Raw genomic sequence first — 19,822 nt, forward strand, 5'->3', positions numbered from 1 at the left:
GTTCTTGGTAAAACCATGCATAAAACCATTCTTTTGGTCGTCTTCAAAAAGCACTTCGCCAATTGAACCAATCTGAGATTGATAAAAGGCCCTTCTCTTTTTATCAGACAAAATATGAAGCATTTTGCTTCTATCCGCACGGGCACTTCCGGCAACAACGCCTTTCATTTCAGCCGCTGCTGTTTGCTCGCGTTCTGAATAGGTAAATACGTGCAGGTAAGAAATATCAAGCTCGTTTAAGAATTGATAAGTATCCAGAAAATCTTCATGAGTTTCACCAGGAAATCCAACGATTACATCAACTCCAATACAGCAATTAGGTATTAAAGCTTTAATTTTAGCAACTCGTTCGGTATAAAGTTCCCGTTGGTAACGTCTGCGCATTAAACCTAATATTTTATTAGATCCAGACTGCAGAGGGATATGAAAATGAGGTACAAATCTTTTGGAAGTAGCAACAAATTCAATGATTTCATTGCTTAACAAATTCGGTTCGATAGAAGAAATTCTTATCCTTTCTATACCCTCAACCTCATCCAGTGCTTTTACCAGGTCAAAGAATTTATCTTCTCTTTCTCCGTTTCTTATTCCGAAATCGCCAAGATTTACCCCCGTAAGTACAATTTCTTTAACGCCGCTTTCGGCTATTTGTTTAGCGCGGTTTACTACATTTTCGATGGTATCGCTTCTGCTGCCCCCACGCGCCAATGGTATTGTACAATAAGTACATGGATAATCACATCCATCTTGCACCTTTAAGAAAGTACGTGTTCTATCACCTATTGAATAGGCTGCAATAAAATTATGATTAACTTTTTCGATGTTTTGCTGATGAATAACGGCCTTAGGCTGTTTGGTAAGATCAGAGATGTATTCAACTATCCGGAATTTCTCTGCTGCACCAAGCACCATATCAACGCCTTCTATTTCGGCAATCTCAACAGGTTTTAACTGAGCATAACATCCTACTATGGTTACATACGCGTTGGGTGCGTACTTTAAAGCCTCTTTAACTACTTTACGGCACTTTTTATCAGCATGCTCTGTTACAGAACAGGTGTTTATTACATACACATCCGCTCCATCTGTAAAGTCTACAACAGCATATCCGGCATCGGTAAATAACCTGCCAATTGTTGAAGTTTCAGAGAAATTCAACTTACAACCCAGTGTATAAAATGCAACCTTCTTCATTCAGTGTTATCGCTATAATTATGCACGCGTCGTGCCGAATTTATTTCAGCATCCCGTTTAAGCATGTTTAGAATATCAAATTCGGGATGCTGAAATAAATTCAGCATGACGATTGTAAATTTTTAGATATCCCAATAAGCCTGCAAAGATAAGGTTTTAAATGAAATTATGATTCATTCCAGCGATAACTATCTTGCTCTAGTCCTGCAAGATCTATTACACGACTTACTACTGTTTGTGCAACCTCTTCAATAGTTTTGGGTAAGGAATAAAAAGATGGGCTGGCAGGGCATATAATCCCTCCTGCTTCCGTTACAGCTTTCATGTTATTAATATGAATAAGGCTAAAAGGCGTATCTCTTACTACGGCTATTAATTTCCTGCGTTCCTTCAATACAACATCTGCAGCCCTGGAAATTAAATCGTTAGAAATCCCATGTGCAATTCTGCCCAGAGTACCCATTGAGCATGGAATGATGATCATTGTATCAAACTTAGCCGATCCTGACGCAAATGGAGCATTAAAATCCATTTTTGGGTAAAAAGTAAAGGGGTAACGGTCGTAATCCTGATTCTGAAGTTCAAAACGCCAAACTTCTTTGGCATTGTCTGACATTACTACTCCTACTTTTTCAATCTGATCAGACAATTTCAACAAACTATCTAACAGTAATTTAGCATAAATTGATCCGCTGGCACCAGTAATTGCAACAATAATTTTCTTCTTCCTCATAGCGCAGATAAAGATACGGAACCTTAGATAACAAAAAAGGGCCGAAAATTAATTTTCGACCCTACATCTACCTATGAAAAACATACCCCCGAAAGGGTAAGCCCAAATGTAATTATCTTTTTGAATAAATGAAAGTTTAAACATACTTTTTTCTCATCTTAATTAGAATATTATTGCGAAGTCAGAAAATCCGGTTAACAAATTATCTAATAGCGTAAAAATCAGTTCCTTTTAGTGGTTTCCAATCACCATCTTTGTATCTCATTTTTAAAGAAAGTATACGCTCTTTACCTGCTTCTCTTAAATAATAAATCTTAACCGGATGATAGCCGGCTTTGAGATAAACACGCTCTGTTTCCTGGCTCACTGACTGATAACCAAAATCCGCGTCAATTAGTTCTGCTTCATGAATTCTCATATAAGCTTTCCCACTTGCCTGAAGTGAAAAGCTGTATTCTCCATCAGATTGCACCTTTATAAAACCTTCATATAGTGTCATTCCAGGTCTTGCTTTTGGCACTTCTTCTCCTAAATGTTTGCTAATACCATTTGAAACTTCAGTAAGACCCGTTTCTGAAACTACGTATGGAAAATTTCCTTTAAAGAATTTCCACGAAAGTCCGGGATATGTTTTATCTAAAATCTCAACAGCCGGAATTTCGGCCCTATCATACGGCMGTGGAGCTTCAAGATCTGCCTTTCGAGCCTGTAATGATTTGGCTTTCATTTGAACCTGTAATTCGTTGCAGGACGGTATTGAAGCAAGGTTAGTAGTTTCCTTAGGGTCGCTTACTATATCGTATATTTCAAAATCATCATCTGCAGATTTGATATCATAACGCACACCTACAAAATCCCCAAGACGGATCATTTGCATTTGCCCACGTTTCCGGCCCCTCCTGCTGGCCTCAAAAGCTTTAAAATCAGGCGTTTTACCCCCTTCAGAATATTCTGAATAAATTAAACTTTCGGCCTGGATGCCTTTTCCTGTTAGAGATGGAACCAATGAAACTCCATTTGTTCTGGCCGGAGCACTTATACCTGCAACATCAGCAAAGGTAGGCATCCAGTCTGACAGCATACTTGGCGATACCACAACTTTACCAGCAGGAATATGCTGAGCCCAGGTTACCAGAGTTGGCATTCTTAATCCACCCTCCCATACATCTCTTTTTATTCCATCAAAAGGTCCGAACCCTCCAAAAAACTCCGGGTTATTAGGTGGGTAACCTGCAGGAAGATAAGATTCAATAGATGGTCCGTTATCAGATGTAAAAACGACAATCGTATTTTCCGAAATTTTTAAGTCCTCTAAAAGCTGCAAAATGTCGCCTACTGCATCATCAATTCTTCTGGTGGCTGTAGCATATCGCTTAAAGGTATCAGGCCATGGCGCATTTTTTACCTTTCCATTATCATATGTAGAATTTTTATAATCCGGATGTACAAAAGAATCAACTTTACCAGATGCTGTATTTATCATGTTACCAGGATTGCCAAGCCACTGTATGCCGCCTTTTAGTCCTTTACCTTCGGGATAAGCTTGAGTAGGTAATTCCAACACAGCGTGTGGAGAATCATAGGCAAGAAACATGAAGAAAGGTTTTTCGGGTCCTTTGGCACTTTCATGATCTATGATCCATTTCTTGGCACGGGCAGTCCATAAGTCGGTAGTGTAACATTTGGCTAAATCCGCAGCTACGTTTTTATAATTGTCCCATACTTCCTTTTTACCTCTGTAAATTCCTTCAAAAGGATAATGCTCATGTCCATCGGCATGGCGCATATAGCCAAAAAAATCATCAAACCCCCTTTTTTGAGGATGTGCCGGCCAATTAGGTTCATCTTTAGTTTCGCCTTGCAAACCCCATTTTCCTATAACTGATGTAGCATAACCCGCTATTTTCAGTACCGTAGCAATAGTATGGTTATTTTCAATCTGCTTATCAAATTGATTGTCTCTTACCTTTGCATTGCCTTGATTAAGCCCTGTTAAAAGAGATGCCCTGGAAGGGGCGCATACCGGTGCGTTGCAATACTGATTAGTTAATTGCGCACCACTGGCAGCCATTTTGTCGAGGTTTGGAGTAAATTGATAAGGAAGTTTTTGATCTGCCTTCTCCTTTCTCTGATTTTGAAAAAACACACCTAAATCGCCGTATCCAAGGTCATCGGTTAAGATAAATATGATATTAGGCTTTGAAGCACTACTTTTTTTTGATTGTGCGTTAACAATTGAGGGCATCAAAACGATCAAAGCACAGCTTCCCAACAAAAACAATTTCGTGATTCCTTTTATCATTATCTAAAAATGAACATTAGTATTCACCAAATATAAACAACTTAAAAATTTCTTTACACATTCTTCGCACCAAACCCACAAGCAGGTGCCTTTTTGTGAATAATATGTGTGGAATGTGCGAACTAAGTGAGGAAGACTACAAAAACCAAACTTTAGTTCGTACTGGTTGTTGTATAAATTACAAAACTAAATTACAAAATTATGGAAGCATCCGAAGACATAAAGTTCACTGTTATGCTTCATGACAACGAACAAAAAAAGATTAAGGTAGAAGTTAAGCAAACTGAGACCACCGATGGAATACCGTATTATKTATGCACTCTGAATGATAAAGAGGCCCAGATTAGAAAAGATGAAAAATGGGAACAAATATGGGGCTCACTTACCCATAAACAGGTTGATGAGTTAGGTTCGGCAATTAGCAAACATTTAGGTGATTTATAACACAGCCACCAGCGTTACTCCGTATTCCCGTTTAAAATGATCTTGAATCTGATCTATCATTTTATTGAATCGTGTTATTTTTGCCGGCAGTAAGAACAGCAAAAAATCAACTCCACTGCGGTTATATCTTACGTATTCTTCCAGGGCGAGCCAGCTTTCGCGCTCCATATCTTCATTGTACTCACCGGTATCTTTAAAAACGATTAATAGGTTTAATCCTTTCTGATCGCAAAAAGTCTTAATTGCAGTTTCCTGAGCTATTACAGACTCCAGATATGGTGATACCCTGATGTAACCAATTGCATTCATGACTGAAACTCTCTTGGCAACTTAACTAAGATTACCTATTCATTAACACCCGCTGATGCGGAAGTTTTTTTATCAAACTCTTTTTCAGTAAATATTTTTGAAGGATTTTCTAAACATTTATTAATTTGATTTAACAATGAGCTTAGCTCAAAAGGCTTAGAGATAAATGCGTTACAGCCGTAACTACCAAGTGATAGCAATACTTGCGAATACGCAGAAAATATAACTACAGGAATATGTTTGGTAGACGGATCTCTTTTCAATTGGGCACATAATTCCCCTCCGTTAATTCCAGGGAGTAAATAATCCACTAATACAATATCTGGTTTAAAATCCTCCATCAATGAAAAAATATCATTAGTATCTTTATAACAACGTACCTGATAGCCTTCGTAACTAAATAACTCTTCTAATAACTCTACTAAATCATCATCATTTTCAATGATTAGTATATTTTGTGATTTACGCTCTTTTTTCTCAGATAATTCAGTCATTCCCGTTTTAATTAGCTAGCCTATTATAACAAACGAAAAAACGTCCTGTTTTATTTTTCTTTATTAATATTTATGCAATTAAAAAAGCGGTGTATTGCTTAATAATTAACGCGGTTTAAAGCCATTATCAAACGTTTGCGTAGTTTTATTCAAAGGGTAAAAACATCAAATATTCAGCGATTTTTACAAATTAGCATCATTTAATCATCAATACATGTAATTTTAAAAGATTTTTATACATTTAGAAATTATTACCTAACCAAATCAAATGAACCGGATCTTGACCTTATTCTTTTAAGTATAAGTTAGGTTAAGTGACTTACATCTGACAACTAAATTAGACTAAGATGAAACCTCAACTGCTTAAAGTAGCTAACAACTCTGTAAATTCATTTAGCGCGAGAAGAGACAAGGTGCCTTACATTAACAACCGCTGGCACTATCATGCCGAAGTTGAACTGATCTATTTTAAAAAAGGCAACGGAACTCAATTTATTGGCGATAGTATTAAACGTTTCAGATCTGGTGATGTAGTACTTGTTGGCGCTCACCTACCTCACTACTGGAGATTTGACGATAATTACTTTAATGACGAAAAAAGCAATGCAGATGTAGTTGTAGTACACTTTTGTGAGAATTTTTGGGGTAATTCATTTTTAAATCTTCCTGAAAACAAATCCCTTAAATTGTTGTTGGAACGTGCCCAGAGGGGCGTACAGGTTCAGGATAAAAGCAAAAGATTAATTGGAGAACTTATAGAGTCTATTTTATTATCTGAAGGGCCTAAACGAATTATTTTACTTGTAGAAGCCCTGCTGGCTATAGAAAACTACTCACAAAGCAGCTTATTGTCGTCTATCGGTTTCCGTCATGATTTTGAAGAGACTGAGAATGACAGGATTAATGCCATTTACAATTACTCTCTTGCTAATTTTAAAAGAAAGATTCAGATGGAGGAAATGGCTGCCGTGGCCAACATTAGCCCTAATTCATTTTGCAGATACTTTAAATCGAGAACAAGGAAAACTTATACTCAGTTTATAAGTGAGATAAGGGTTGGACATGCCTGCAAATTATTGATCGAGGACAGTATGAACGTTAAACAGATCTGTTACGAAAGTGGTTTCCATAATTTTGCCAGCTTCCATAAACATTTCAAAATTATAACAGGGAAAAGTCCGCTTTCTTATCAGAAATCATATTTACAAAAATAATTAATCATAAAAACAGTCCTTTTAATGAAAAAAAGAATAACCCCTTTGCTATTTGTAATAATGCTATGTGGCAAAGTAAATGCCCAGCAACCAGGTGCTAAGGATATTGACGACAAAAAACAAAAAATGGAGTGGTTTGCTAATGCAAAACTTGGAATTTTTATACACTGGGGTATTTATTCTGTAAATGGCATCTCCGAATCATGGTCGTTTTTTAACAACTACATCAATCATGATAACTATATGAAGCAGTTGGATGGTTTTACGGCAGCCAATTATCGTCCGGAAGAATGGGTTAAACTAATCAAGGAAAGTGGTGCAAAATATACTGTGATAACCACTAAACACCATGATGGTGTATCCCTTTGGAATACTAAAGCGATTGATGCGACAACCACCTTAAAGCAAAGTGCCGCTAAGAAAGATGTAATTACTCCCTTTATAAAAGCAGTTAAAAAGTCTGGCTTGAAAACAGGTATTTACTTTTCCTTACCAGACTGGAGCCATCCTGATTACGACGGTTTTACCAGAGACAGAAAAAGGTACAAACTTAGTGAAGAACCTAAGCGCTGGAATAAATTCCAAAAGTACTTACATACGCAAATGAATGAACTCTCTGTGAACTTTAAGCCTGATTTACTCTGGTTTGATGGCGATTGGGAGCACTCTGCTGAGGAATGGCAGGCCGGAAAGATTTCGGCAGACCTTAAAAAGTATAATCCAAATATTATAATCAATTCTCGTTTGAATCATCATGGCGACTATGAAACCCCTGAACAGGGTATCCCGGTTCTTAGGCCAAATAGCGAATATTGGGAACTGTGCTACACAATGAATGATTCGTGGGGTTATCAGCCTTATGATTTTAAATATAAATCACCAAATATGATTGTTCGCACGTTGGTTGATTGTATTAGCATGGGTGGTAATTTATTGCTTGACATTGGGCCAAAAGCCGATGGCACTATTGCAACAGAGCAGGGAAATATTTTGAAAGGCTTAGGCAGGTGGACCAAAAAGCATGCTGAAGCAATTTATGGGACTCATGCTGGCTTACCAGCAGGCCATTTTAATGGGAAAACCGCACTTTCTGCAGATAAAAAAACGCTTTATTTATATGCCGATTGGGTTCCGGACAATGGCGGATTGTTGTTAAGCGGAATCAGATCGGCTGTTCGCTCTGCTAAGATTGTAGGCTCTGATTTGAAGGCAACTTTTGTGACCAATGGTGAGAACATTTCGATCAAGATCCCTACATCCGCAGCTGATCAGGATGTAACAGTAATCGCTTTAAAATTTGATAATCCTGTTGAAGTAAATGATCAATCTTTGATTTCGTTAAGTTTCAATGACCTTACCAATAAAAGAGCGGACTATAAAACGCAGATTAACAATATTGCGAGTTCATTGCATAATGGAGTAAACCCGTTTAAGGATACAGATTTGCCGACCGATGGTTTAGACTTCGAGGCAGGCAAAAAGGGGTTAAATCCTGAACTGTACAAATGGGTCACCAAAAACGCGGAGAGCTTATACAAGACAGGAAAAGGACTGCCTGAGGGACATTACCAGGGGGCAAGTGCTTTATCTGCCGACAAGCAGACGGTGTATCTTTTTGTGGAAGGGAAACCTACGGGGCCAATTGCATTAAAAGGAATTAAAAATAAGGTGAGCCGGATTAGAATTGTTGGAGAGGGAACTATGATTGAACCAGAGATCTACAACAAACTCTATTGGAGTTCTGTACCTGGAATTGTTTACATCCCACTTCCAAAAGACCGACTTGATAAGGATCTTACAGTAGTAGCGGTATTGCTTGATGGCCCAATTGACCTTTACAGGGAAAAAGTTGGTGCTATTGAGAGTAATTTGTAAGATTTTGTTCTATAAAAAGGAGGGTGTATCACATGATTTTTAGTTACACCCTCCTTTTTATTTGAGACGGCTACTATTTAACACTTCTAACAGTAGTGTTACCACCACCATCTAGTGTTAGGTTTACAGGAGCATTGCTAGTCCATGCTCCTCTGGTAAAATCAGGCACATCAACACTTCCCGATTTTTTAGATACTGATTTTTTACTTAATGGTACTATGCAGCTCCATGATGCAGCATCGTAAACGTTTTGGTCAAGAGGTAATCCATTGCGCAGGCAATCAATTAAACGCCAGTCCATGATAAAGTCCATACCACCATGGCCACCAATCTTTTTACCGATTTCTCCAACATGTTTAATAATTGGAGGGCTGTAAGTATCATACAATTTCTTTAATCCATCTTCAGTTACCCATTCTTCGCCAAACGAGATACGTTCAGGTTCCGGCCATTTACTGGCAAATCCTTTAGTTCCGCTAAGCAGGTGAATTCTGGAATAGATTCTTGGTGAGGTTACATCATGTTGTAACATCATTGTTTTTCCCTTAGCTGTTCTGATGGTTGTAGTATTCATATTGCCACGATAGTTTTTACCTACAAATTGTTTGTAAAAATCATCTTTTTTGGCTCTTTCTTCAGCCTCATGAGCCATATGGAAATCATTGGTCGACATGGACACCAAATAATCCATTTTATCACCCCTGTTAATATTTAAACATTGTGCAATTGGGCCTAAACCATGAGTTGGATAAATGTTACCGTTAAAATTGATGTTTTCTTTTAACCTCCACATGTCTGCATAACCATTTTTATCGAAGTTTAACCCCAGCAGGTTATGGATATATGCACCTTCAGCATGAATTAATTCACCAAACATACCATTGCGGGCCATGTTTAATGTTAACATTTCGAAGAAATCATAACAGCAGTTCTCCAGCATCATACAATGCTTGCGCGTTTTCTCTGATGTTTCTACCAGTTTCCAGCAATCTTCAAGAGTAAGTGCTGCCGGAACCTCAGTTGCCGCGTGTTTTCCATGTTCCATAGCATACACAGCCATTGGAGTATGGTAATGCCAGGGTGTACAGATATAAACCAAATCAAGATCCTCTTTTTCAATCATTTCTTTCCAGCCATCTTCGCCAGAGTATTCTTTTGCTTTAGTAAGACCTTTATCAGTAAGGTATTTTTGTGCAGCTGAGGCTCTTGCAGGTAATTTGTCGCAAAGTGCTTTGATCTCTACTCCTTCTATATGTGACAATCTGGAAACCGCACCCGGCCCTCTCATTCCGAGACCTATAATCCCAACCCTTACTTTATCAATTTTTGGAGCGGCATATCCACTCATATTGAATCTCTGACTGCTATTACCCTGATTTAATGCTGCTGCCAGCTCATGATCGCTTGGCGCATTTTCATTGGCAAATGTAGGAAGGCCGATAGCTACAGCTCCGGAACCTATTGCCAGTTGTTGTAAAAATTTTCTACGGTTTGGTTTCATCTTGTGTTTTATATGGTTAAGAATGGTTGTTCGACCAGAAGTCAAATTAGTTTATACCACCAATATACACAGCTTATGGGCAGGCGTGAAAAGTTTTTTTCACACAAACGGTTGCGTAAATTTCATTTTACAGGCGTAATATTATTTCGCTTAATTATTGGTAATCTGTTTATTAATAAAAGCTCCCAGTTTTTCGTAGCCCTGTGCGTTAGGATGTAATCCATCGGTAAAAAGTGCTTCATTTACTTTTTTCTTTGTATTAAGCAAAAGACTTCCAGCATCAGCATATTGAACTTTTAAGTTCAGTGCTATTTTAGCGTACAACAGATTTAATTTAGCAACCCTGGCTTCCATTTCTCTGCGTGGAAGCAAACCGAGCACAAGAATTTTTGCCCCCGGTTGTCTCACTTTTATCGCTGTTATAAGAACCGTTAACCCTTCGGCTATCTCATCATCAGTATTAAACTGCAAATTGTTTGTACCAATCATCAATACAATTTGCTTAGCTGAAAATCCATCCAGTTCTCCGTGATAAACACGCCAAAGAACATTCTCTATCCTATCCCAGCCAAAGCCCATGTTTAGAGGGTTCCTATCTTTAAAATATTTATTCCATGATTCGGTCCCTCTTGCAACATGTGCCAAGGGTTCACCAGACCAGAAATGGGTGATGGAATTGCCTATAAAAATCAACTTGGGCGGATTGGTTTTATTATGATTTAGTACCTGATTATGTCTCTTTTCCCAATCATATCCAGGAAGCTCGCGATATTGTGTAGTCGGTTTGGTTGTACTGATATTTCCCTCTGGCTGGTTTAATATCTTTTTGATGATCTTCTCGTATGCATTTGCATAGTTCATCATTCCAATATCATTAGGATGAACGCCATCAACAGTACTCTCGATGTCGTGGCCTATCTCATTCTTTGAAAGCAGGTAGATGTTTTTTATTCCTTTTGTCTTTAATTGTTTAAATGCCTCGTTTAAGGTAATATTTGGATTATCATAATCAGTTTTCCTTTTAGGGCTTATCAGCTCATCTGTATAACCATCGTGCTCTGTTAACAGAATGGGAACTCCTGGTCTCTTTGCTTGCAATTGAAGTACAGAGGCTTCAATTCTTGATGTAAGATCTTCTTTCGATATAGAGATAAGATTAGGTAAACAATCTAACACATATAATTTAGCATCAATTTCTGTAAGTAAATCAACTACTTCTTTTTCTAAACGGCCATTGCCAGAAAAACCAAGGTTAATTACGGGCTGGTCTAACTTGCGTTGCAATATGGATGTCCATGCCAAACCAGGTCTGGTTGCACAAGCACCTTGCGCTATTGAAGTACCATAAACCACTATCGGTTTTTCCTGATGCAGGGGCACGGGCGTAAACGATTTTTCATTAGGCACATAGATTTCCAACCATTTCACAGCGTTGTACAGTGGTAGGTAAAGTGTGTATTCCCGATCTGGGTTATTAACCTGTTCTAAGTTATTAAAGCGATAAGTAATGGTATCGCCAAAAGAGAAAGCGCCAGCACTCCAAAGCCACCTGCCATCTCTGTCCTTTGCATATAGATCAACACCACTTACGCCTGTGGCCGGCATGTGCGAAAGCTGCAGATTGCCTTTGACAGCATACTTTACGATGATTTCATTCGAATTTGTGCGGAAACGCAGGTTTACACCAGCATTGTTCTTTGATAACTTCCATACCTCTGGGCGTACTATTCCTTCGGCTTTTGACGGTAAGCGATCATAATAATCTTTTAGATTTTTTGTCCAGCCCTGACCTTCCAAAACATTTATAGTATCATTTGAAGGATTCCAGACCTTATATTTTGCTTTATCCTGGGCGAAACTTAGCTGACTTAACAGTAGAAAAACAGATAGGTATATTAGCTTGTGGTTCATAATGTAAATATATTCTACAAAGAGATTAATTATGAAAAAAAAATATTCTCTTTGTTATTGGGATATACCTTATTATTGTTAAACAAATTACACTCTCATGAATGCGATAAAATCTGTTCTATTCGGATTGCTTTTAGTAGCAAACCTATGTGCTTACTCCCAGGAAAAAGAAGTAAAACCAAGAACCTTTAAGTATGGTAAAGTTGACCTTAATGAATTTGATACTAAGGTTAATGGCGCAGATTCGGCAGCCTCTGCGGTAGCATTATTTGATGTCGGAAGAGGTTGGTTTGAATTTAGTGCAAAAACGGGCAATTTCATTTATGTTTTTGAACGTCATACCCGATACAAGATCATTAACAAAACCGGTTACGATTATGCAAATCTTGAAATTCAATTGTATAAGCAAAATGGTAGCGAGCAAAATTTGGAGTACACGGATGGTGCTACCTATAACCTTGAAGCAGGTAAAATTGTTACCAGCAAATTAAGCAAAGAATCGAAGTTTTCTGAGAAGCAAGATAAGAACTATACCCTAAAAAAGTTTGCATTACCTAATGTTAAAGAAGGATCTATAGTGGAATTTAAATATAAGATTAAATCGGACTTTATATTTACCCTGAGATCATGGCGTTTCCAGAAGGAAATTCCAATGCTATATTCAGCATATGAGATCAAAATTCCAGAATATTTTAAATATAAAATTACTGCTGGCGGGTTTCTATTTATCAATCCAAAAGAGGAAAGGGTTAACGAATCCTTCATTTCAGCATCTGGCACTTTAAATACAACTTCATTAAAATTACATTATCAGGTTGAAAATGTTCCAGGTTTAAAAACAGAAAATTTCATTACAACAATGGAAGATTATGTTAGTAAAGTTGGATTTGAATTAAGTTCGGTAACTGTACCTGGTGAGGTTTACCGTGACGTTACTTCGACATGGCCAAAAATTGTGAAGGGGCTAAAAGAAGACGAAAACTTTGGCTTGTTTATAAATAAAAGGAGTTACAGCAAAACATTATTGAAAGATATAATTAAAATAAACACCAATCAGGATACTATAGTTCAACTAGTTTTTAACTATGTAAAAAATAACATCAAATTTAATCATGATGACGACTTCTCTACTTCAGAAACAAATCCTAAAACCGTATTTGAAAAGAAAAGTGGGAACTCTGCTGATGTAAACCTGTGTTTACTTACTTTATTATCAGAAGCAAAAGTTAATGCTTTTCCTATTTTATTGAGTACAAGATCTAATGGTGCCCATCCTGGTTTTCCAATGATCACAAAATTTAACAATGTAATTGTTGGAGTTCAAATTGGCGAAAAAACCATCCTTTTAGATGCTACTGATAAAAATCATATGCCAGATATGATTGCTTTTGATAATCTGTCCCATGAAGGATTAAAAGTAAATTTAGCTGATGAGACTGCTGAATGGATCTCGCTCGAGGACCCCACAATTAGCAGAAAGAATATTAATTACCTTTTAACTCTTGACGGAGAGAATAAGATTAGTGGTAAAATGTATTTATCCACTACAAATTATGAGGCCTTTAGTAGAAGAAACAGCTATCAATCTGCTTCAAATGAGGATGACTTTCTTAAAAGTTATAAAAATGGGAAACCCGGTTTAGGTATAAAAAACTATAAGATAGAGAACCTTACGAACCTTAATGAATCTCTTATTGAAAGTATGGACGTCAATATTGAAGACAATGTAGAAGAGGCTGGAAACTTAATTTATTTCACTCCGCTCCTTTACGAAAGGACTAAAGAGAATCCATTCAAGTTAGAGGAGAGAAACTTCCCGGTAGATTTTGGCCACCCGACTGAAGAAGTGGTTAGAATTACTATTGATTACCCTAAGGAATACCAGGTAGACAAAACACCAAAAAATGAAAAAATTATACTACCTGAAGAATCTGCATCATTTACTTTTCTGTTTGCCGGTGAACCCGGAAAAATGGTGATTAGCAGCAAAATAGTGCTTAAAAAATCACTTTATACCCCCGAAGAATACCATTACATTAAGGAACTGTTTAAAAATATTGTAAGAAAGCAGTCTGAACAAATTGTACTTAAAAAGAGCTAGAGATGAGAATAGTAATACTTTTTGTGATTGGCTTGTTTCTTATTAAAGAAACTAAGTCACAAGGTATATATGATGTAAATAAAATCCCCCCTGATTTACTTAAKGATGCTTCATTGGTGATTAGATACGAGAATCAAACTTATGATATAAAGAACCCAGGGAATGCCGTTTACGACTATAAAATTGCTGTAACCTTATTAAATAAGAGTGCAGAAGGCGCATCGAACATGTACGAATTCTACGATAAATTCTCTAATGTTTACAATTTAAAAGCCACACTATACGATAGTAAGGGTAGCAAAGTTAAGGAGTATAAGAGCAGCGATTTTAAGGACAGAAGTGCAGTCTCGAGCGGCTCTCTTTATGAAGACAGCAGAGTTAAATTTCTGGATTTCTTATATAACAACTATCCTTATACTATAGAATACAGTTATAGCACTGAGTATAGTGGAATACGTTTTTACCCGTCCTGGAAACCGGTGAGTTCCTGGGGGACAGCAGTAGAAAAATCGGAATACACTTTCAGAATTCCTGAAACCATGACTTTCAAATACCTTAAAAGTACCGGACTTAAAACTGATTCTTTAAAGGTAAAAGACAAAATACAATACAAATGGAGCTGTGAGAATGTGAAAGCACTTGAGTATGAGCCGATGAGCGCTGGCATAGCTGATGTAAGCCCGTGGGTAACTTTGGCACCAAATCAGTTTGAATATGATAACTCTAAGGCGAACATTGAAAACTGGGATAACCTGGGGACATGGCTTTCTGGCTTAAATAATGGAGCACAGGCGTTGCCTGAATCTGTAAAATTAAAAGTTCAAAACCTAATTAAAGGCGCTGCAACGCCGAAAGACAAAATAAAACTATTATACAACTATTTGCAATCGAATACCAGATATGTTGGTGTGCAATTGGGTATTGGTGGCTACAAGCCTATTGCAGCTGAAAAGGTTGCGGCCGTAAACTATGGTGACTGTAAAGCTTTGTCTAACTACATGAAAGCTCTATTACAAGAAGCAGGTATAAAATCTAACCTCGTTGTTATCGGGAATGATATGCCGTCACTGAATAAAAAATTTGCAAGTCTAAGCCAGGCAAATCACATGATACTTTGTGTACCTCTGGAAAAAGATACCACATGGCTGGAATGCACAAGCCAGTTTGTACCAATGGGTTATATAGGAAACGACAATTCAGACAGAACAGTTTTGCTGGTGACAGAAGCTGGAGGTAAATTAGCTCAAACACCTTATTATAGCCCGGCCAACAACTATCAGAAACGCATAACAAAGGTGAATTTTGATGAGGAGGGTTCTGCAAATATTAGCCTTGAAACCCAATATGGCTTTGCGCAGTATGAAGAAAATCTGAGAATGACATTGATTGAGCCGACTGAGCAAAGGAAAAGCTTAATGAACTCTCTTAGTATACCGAACATGCAGATCAGCTMATTTAGCTTTAATCAGCCAAATAAAGAGGCTGCTGTTCTGAATGAAAAAGTAGATCTAAAAGCCTCACAGATCTTAACTAAAGGAGGCGATAAGTTATTCCTTACTTTAAATATGACGAATCGGCAAGAGAGTGCGGTTACTCCTATTGAAAACCGGAAGACTTATTTCAATGTAAAATATGGCTACTCTGATGAAGATGAGATTATTTATAATATTCCTAAAGGTTACAAAGTAGAGTTTATGCCTAAAGATGTTGTGATTGAATCGGAGTTTGGCAAGTACACAGCCAAAGTGGTACAAAAAGATAACAGTCTTATTTATAGCCGGACAAAAACGATTAACAACAAAAAATATCCGCCAGAGAAATACAATGACTATGTAGCATTTTCTAAAAAAATCTATCAGGCAGATAAGCAAAAAGGTATTCTTGCCAAAATTGAATAAGGCTGTATCATTGATACAGCCCTATTTTTATTTCTTACCTACAATTACCTTGGTAAAGGTGTCTGTGTTTAAGTATTTACCAGCCAGATCTTTCAATTCTTGTGAGGTAATTGTTTTTACTGTTGTGATGTAGTTTTCGTAATAGTTATGATCAAGTCCTGAGAAATAAACATTCTTAAATTTATCTGCATGAGAAAATGCATTTTCTAAACTACCAAGCATAGAACCGAGCATATAATTACGTACTAGGTCTAACTCCTGATCAGCAATCAATTCGGTTTTCAACAAGTTAATTTCTTTTTCTATCTCAAGAAKGGCATTATTGCATACCTCTGCTCCTACTTCGGTTGCAATAAAGAAATATCCGGCATCTCTTAGAGAAACAACTGCCGAGCCTATTCCGTAAGTATAGCCTTTATCTTCGCGGATATTGGCCATTAGTCGTGATCCAAAATAACCTCCAAGTAAACAGTTTAGCACCTGAAATCCAGGAAAATCATGGTGATTTCTGCTAATACTTAAAGCTCCCATTCTGATCGCAGATTGGATGGCTTCTGGCCTTTCAATTAAAAGTTCGCCTGCAGGGCTTGTTTCAAATGTAAATTTATTGATTACAGAGAATTCAGTATTTTCCCACTGGTTTCCAAAAACGTTATTTAGTATCGCAAATTCGTTTTCTTCGAACTTTCCGGCAGCTATTACGGTACAATTCTCTGGTTTAAAAGCAGCTTTAAAATAGTTGATCAGGTCTTCCCTTTTTAGGGTATCGTAATCCTCAGCATCGATATTTGATCCATAAGGTGTATTGCCAAAAATTGAATTTGCAAATTGTCTTCTGGCAAGAAAATCATTTTTTTGAAGATTTACCTGTAGGGATTGTTTTTGATTCTGAACAAAAATAGCCAGTTCCTGCTCAGGGAAAATACTTTCATTTAAGATTGATCTTAAAATAGGCAGTACTGATTGCAGGTGTTTGTTAAGCGTATATAGTTTTACGCTAGACTGATCCGCTCCATATTCAGTTTGTAAAAATGCACCATAATAATCTACTTTATCAGCAATTTCCTTAGCGCTCAACTTAGCAGTACCATTGTTGATCAAATGACTAACTCCTACGGCTTGTAATGGCTTTGATGCATCCCAGTTTACATTTTCGAATATAAACTCTATCCTTACCAGCTCCTGTTTACCTGCATTAATGGTAAAAACAGGTATGCCATTGTCAAGATGTTGGGCTAAAGGCTCTAAAAATTTGATCTCATTAACCTGTAATGATTCCGGGGCTAGTGTACGATTAAGCATCTTTGGCGTTTAAATAATATAAAGTTGAACATTGCTCTTTTACAAAGGTATTTTTAGCGGCTTGAAGAATGCCCTGAGGGGTAACAGCTAAGTACTTATCTATTTCGGTATTGAGTCCATTGGCATCACCCAGCAATTCATAATAGGCAAGATTCATGGCTTTATCTAAAAGACTCATTTCAGCAAAGACCATAATAGATTCAGATTTATTCTTCACCTTGGTGATTTCTTCGTCTGTAACTTCATGCTGTGTTAGTTTTGTTAGTTCAGCCCATATCGAAGCCTCTGCAGCTTCAACGGTTACACCTTGAACAAGCTTTCCTTCAACTACAAATAGACCTTCATCTATACTGCTGGTAACATAAGCATGTATATCACTAAATAATTGTTGCTCTTTTAATAAACTATTGTACAATCTTGACGACTGTCCTTGTGAAAGAATATCAGACATCAGATCGAAACTTTGATACTCAGAATCTTGTCGGGCAGGCATTTTAAAAGCCATGTAAATGGCATTCAATGGAACATCAGCCTTAACTGTTTCCTTGCGTTCCTCGGTTTGTAATGGTTCCTGAGGAAGGTTTCTGTTATATTTATCTCCGGCAGGAATAGGTGCAAACCATTTCTCGGCAAGTGCCTTAACATCTTCAGTTTTAACATTACCACCAACAACCATTATGGCATTTTGGGGGTTATAGTGTTTTTTGAAAAATGCTTTAACATCTTCCATTTTTGCATCTTCAATCTGCTTTAGGTCCTGACCTATAGTTGCCCATTGGTAAGGGTGTTTTTTATAAGCCAGTGGTCTTAACTTTAACCAAACATCGCCATATGGCTGATTCAGATAACGTTGTTTAAACTCTTCGCAAACTACGTTACGCTGTGTTTCCAAACTTTTTTCTGAAAAGGCAAGGCTTAGCATCCTATCACTTTCTAACCAAAAGGCAGTTTCCAGATTTACAGCCGGAAGGGTAATGTAATAGTTAGTAATGTCGTTACTGGTAAAGGCATTATTCTCTCCGCCTACTCTTTGCAAAGGCTCATCATAACTGGGAATATTTACAGAACCACCAAACATCAGGTGTTCAAATAAGTGAGCAAACCCGGTCCTGTCTTGCTCCTCATCGCGAGCACCAACATCGTAAAGGATATTTAATACCGCCATTGGCGTTGTATCATCTTCGTGCACAAGCACTCGAAGTCCGTTGGGTAATGTGAAACGATTAAAGTCTACCATAGATTAAAAATAATTCCGGCAAACTTAGATAAAACTGCGTTAGCATTTGCACACTGATAAAAATATTGCACAGTATTGAAAATATAAGCATCAATTTTATCTAAGTTTGTACTATGAATACTGCCGAATTACTACAAAGGGCCTTACAATTCGACTTTTTAACGAAAGAAGAGGGTGTTTTCTTATACAATAATGCAGCTACAGCTGAGCTGGCTTATGTTGCCAATGAATTGAGAAAGAAACAAGTACCAAGTGGCAAGGTTACCTGGCAGATAGACAGAAATGTGAATACTACTAATGTGTGTATTGCAAACTGCAAATTCTGTAATTTTTTTAGAAGACCTGGACACGATGAAAGCTATATAACGGATATAGAAACCTATAAAGTAAAGATTGAAGAAACCTTCAGGTTAGGTGGAGATCAGTTGTTATTGCAAGGTGGACATCATCCGGATTTGGGTTTAAAATTTTATGCAGATCTGTTTAAACAATTAAAGGAACTATATCCTGATCTAAAACTTCATGCTTTGGGTCCGCCGGAAATTGCACACGTTGCAAAATTGGAGGGCATTTCTCATACCGAAGTTTTAAAAGCACTTAAAGAAGCTGGCATGGATTCCTTACCTGGTGCTGGTGCAGAAATATTAAATGATCGTGTTAGAAGATTAATTTCAAAAGGGAAGTGCGGTGGACAAGAATGGCTGGATGTTATGCGTGCAGCTCATCAACTTGACATCACTACTTCTGCGACTATGATGTTCGGGCATGTGGAAACCATTGAAGAACGCTTTGAACATTTAGTCTGGATTAGAGAAGTACAAAGCGAGAAACCTGCAGATGCCAAAGGATTTTTGGCATTTATTCCATGGCCATTTCAAGATGATGGTACTTTATTAAAACGCTTAAGAGGTATTAGCAATAATGTTTCTGGTGATGAGTATATAAGAATGCTGGCATTAAGCAGAATTATGTTGCCTAATGTTAAAAACATACAGGCATCTTGGTTGACCGTTGGAAAAAGTGTTGCTGAACTATGTTTACATGCCGGCGCAAATGATTTTGGTTCGATTATGATTGAAGAAAACGTGGTTTCGGCAGCGGGAGCTCCACATCGTTTTACTGCAAAGGGAATACAAGATGCGATTAGAGAAGCTGGCTTTGAACCCCAATTACGCGGTCAGCAATATAATTACCGTGATTTGCCAGAACATTTGGAAGAACAGGTGATTAACTACTAAGGCTCCTTATATAATTAAAAAAGGAAGAGGACTTTCGCCCCCTTCCCTATCTTAAACTTAAACAACTCT

The 19,822-nt window shown here is 37.4% G+C and carries 15 protein-coding genes; 6 read left to right on the forward strand and 9 right to left on the reverse strand.

The window, feature by feature from the left end; genetic code table 11:
- From mtaB to AC1DDK_RS25245, 3 genes are all read right to left on the reverse strand, one after another.
- Positions 1-1,194: tRNA (N(6)-L-threonylcarbamoyladenosine(37)-C(2))-methylthiotransferase MtaB (gene mtaB / locus AC1DDK_RS25235; protein WP_477634163.1), on the reverse strand; the 1,194-nt coding region annotated here is incomplete at its 3' end.
- Between the two features lie 166 nt (positions 1,195-1,360).
- A complete protein-coding gene (locus AC1DDK_RS25240; RefSeq protein ID WP_172659870.1) occupies positions 1,361-1,927 on the reverse strand; it encodes a UbiX family flavin prenyltransferase in 567 nt (188 codons plus the stop codon).
- A 202-nt stretch (positions 1,928-2,129) separates the two neighbouring features.
- Positions 2,130-4,229 carry a sulfatase-like hydrolase/transferase gene (locus tag AC1DDK_RS25245; protein ID WP_477634164.1) on the reverse strand — a complete coding sequence of 700 codons (2,100 nt, stop codon included), beginning with the start codon at positions 4,227-4,229 and terminating at the stop codon, positions 2,130-2,132.
- A 201-nt stretch (positions 4,230-4,430) separates the two neighbouring features.
- On the opposite strand from AC1DDK_RS25245, the gene AC1DDK_RS25250 reads away from it, so the two are divergent.
- Positions 4,431-4,673 carry a hypothetical protein gene (locus AC1DDK_RS25250; RefSeq protein ID WP_477634165.1) on the forward strand — a complete coding sequence of 81 codons (243 nt, stop codon included), beginning with the start codon at positions 4,431-4,433 and terminating at the stop codon, positions 4,671-4,673.
- On the opposite strand, the gene AC1DDK_RS25255 is transcribed toward AC1DDK_RS25250, so the two are convergent.
- Complete coding sequence (locus tag AC1DDK_RS25255) at positions 4,668-4,982, reverse strand: recombinase family protein (protein WP_172659868.1); 315 nt, start codon at positions 4,980-4,982, stop codon at positions 4,668-4,670. The genes AC1DDK_RS25250 and AC1DDK_RS25255 overlap by 6 nt on opposite strands.
- A 35-nt stretch (positions 4,983-5,017) precedes the next feature.
- The gene (locus tag AC1DDK_RS25260) at positions 5,018-5,476 is read right to left on the reverse strand and encodes a response regulator (protein ID WP_172659867.1); all 459 of its coding nucleotides are present in this window, start codon (positions 5,474-5,476) and stop codon (positions 5,018-5,020) included.
- 347 nt (positions 5,477-5,823) lie between these two features.
- Here AC1DDK_RS25260 and AC1DDK_RS25265 point away from each other — a divergent pair, with 347 nt between their 5' ends.
- Together AC1DDK_RS25265 and AC1DDK_RS25270 are read left to right on the forward strand one after the other, a co-directional pair.
- On the forward strand, positions 5,824-6,690 hold the full coding sequence (locus tag AC1DDK_RS25265) for an AraC family transcriptional regulator (protein WP_172659866.1): 867 nt from the start codon (positions 5,824-5,826) through the stop codon (positions 6,688-6,690).
- A 24-nt stretch (positions 6,691-6,714) separates the two neighbouring features.
- Positions 6,715-8,565 carry an alpha-L-fucosidase gene (locus AC1DDK_RS25270; RefSeq protein WP_288879040.1) on the forward strand — a complete coding sequence of 617 codons (1,851 nt, stop codon included), beginning with the start codon at positions 6,715-6,717 and terminating at the stop codon, positions 8,563-8,565.
- 73 nt (positions 8,566-8,638) lie between these two features.
- On the opposite strand, the gene AC1DDK_RS25275 is transcribed toward AC1DDK_RS25270, so the two are convergent.
- On the reverse strand, positions 8,639-10,066 hold the full coding sequence (locus tag AC1DDK_RS25275) for a Gfo/Idh/MocA family protein (RefSeq protein WP_288879039.1): 1,428 nt from the start codon (positions 10,064-10,066) through the stop codon (positions 8,639-8,641).
- Between the two features lie 150 nt (positions 10,067-10,216).
- On the reverse strand, positions 10,217-11,977 hold the full coding sequence (locus AC1DDK_RS25280) for an SGNH/GDSL hydrolase family protein (RefSeq protein ID WP_172659863.1): 1,761 nt from the start codon (positions 11,975-11,977) through the stop codon (positions 10,217-10,219).
- 97 nt (positions 11,978-12,074) lie between these two features.
- Between AC1DDK_RS25280 and AC1DDK_RS25285 the strand changes: the two genes are divergently transcribed.
- Together AC1DDK_RS25285 and AC1DDK_RS25290 are read left to right on the forward strand one after the other, a co-directional pair.
- Positions 12,075-14,078, forward strand: a complete 2,004-nt coding sequence (locus AC1DDK_RS25285; RefSeq protein WP_172659862.1) for a DUF3857 domain-containing protein — start codon at positions 12,075-12,077, stop codon at positions 14,076-14,078.
- Between the two features lie 2 nt (positions 14,079-14,080).
- Entirely contained in the window at positions 14,081-15,976 is a 1,896-nt protein-coding gene (locus AC1DDK_RS25290) for a DUF3857 domain-containing protein (RefSeq protein WP_477634166.1), read from the forward strand.
- 27 nt (positions 15,977-16,003) lie between these two features.
- Here AC1DDK_RS25290 and AC1DDK_RS25295 read toward each other — a convergent pair whose 3' ends face one another.
- Positions 16,004-17,278 (reverse strand): M16 family metallopeptidase, encoded by a 1,275-nt coding sequence (locus tag AC1DDK_RS25295; protein ID WP_477634167.1) that lies wholly within the window; start codon positions 17,276-17,278, stop codon positions 16,004-16,006.
- Positions 17,271-18,515 (reverse strand): M16 family metallopeptidase, encoded by a 1,245-nt coding sequence (locus AC1DDK_RS25300; protein WP_172659859.1) that lies wholly within the window; start codon positions 18,513-18,515, stop codon positions 17,271-17,273. The genes AC1DDK_RS25295 and AC1DDK_RS25300 overlap by 8 nt, the downstream gene beginning before the upstream one ends.
- A gap of 113 nt (positions 18,516-18,628) precedes the next feature.
- Between AC1DDK_RS25300 and mqnC the strand changes: the two genes are divergently transcribed.
- Positions 18,629-19,753, forward strand: coding sequence for a cyclic dehypoxanthinyl futalosine synthase (gene mqnC, locus AC1DDK_RS25305; protein ID WP_068889664.1), 1,125 nt, complete (start codon positions 18,629-18,631; stop codon positions 19,751-19,753).
- The last annotated feature ends 69 nt before the right edge of the window (positions 19,754-19,822 follow it).

It is taken from the genome of Pedobacter sp. 05T44 (assembly GCF_056395985.1).

Excerpts from the sequence above, each read along its gene's own strand:
- AC1DDK_RS25240 (WP_172659870.1), bottom strand. The coding sequence starts at position 1,927 with ATGAGGAAGAAGAAAATTATTGTTGCAATTACTGGTGCCAGCGGATCA.
- AC1DDK_RS25255 (WP_172659868.1), bottom strand. The coding sequence starts at position 4,982 with ATGAATGCAATTGGTTACATCAGGGTATCACCATATCTGGAGTCTGTA.
- AC1DDK_RS25260 (WP_172659867.1), bottom strand. The coding sequence starts at position 5,476 with ATGACTGAATTATCTGAGAAAAAAGAGCGTAAATCACAAAATATACTA.
- AC1DDK_RS25265 (WP_172659866.1), top strand. The coding sequence starts at position 5,824 with ATGAAACCTCAACTGCTTAAAGTAGCTAACAACTCTGTAAATTCATTT.
- AC1DDK_RS25270 (WP_288879040.1), top strand. The coding sequence starts at position 6,715 with ATGAAAAAAAGAATAACCCCTTTGCTATTTGTAATAATGCTATGTGGC.
- AC1DDK_RS25275 (WP_288879039.1), bottom strand. The coding sequence starts at position 10,066 with ATGAAACCAAACCGTAGAAAATTTTTACAACAACTGGCAATAGGTTCC.
- AC1DDK_RS25280 (WP_172659863.1), bottom strand. The coding sequence starts at position 11,977 with ATGAACCACAAGCTAATATACCTATCTGTTTTTCTACTGTTAAGTCAG.
- AC1DDK_RS25285 (WP_172659862.1), top strand. The coding sequence starts at position 12,075 with ATGAATGCGATAAAATCTGTTCTATTCGGATTGCTTTTAGTAGCAAAC.
- AC1DDK_RS25300 (WP_172659859.1), bottom strand. The coding sequence starts at position 18,515 with ATGGTAGACTTTAATCGTTTCACATTACCCAACGGACTTCGAGTGCTT.
- mqnC (WP_068889664.1), top strand. The coding sequence starts at position 18,629 with ATGAATACTGCCGAATTACTACAAAGGGCCTTACAATTCGACTTTTTA.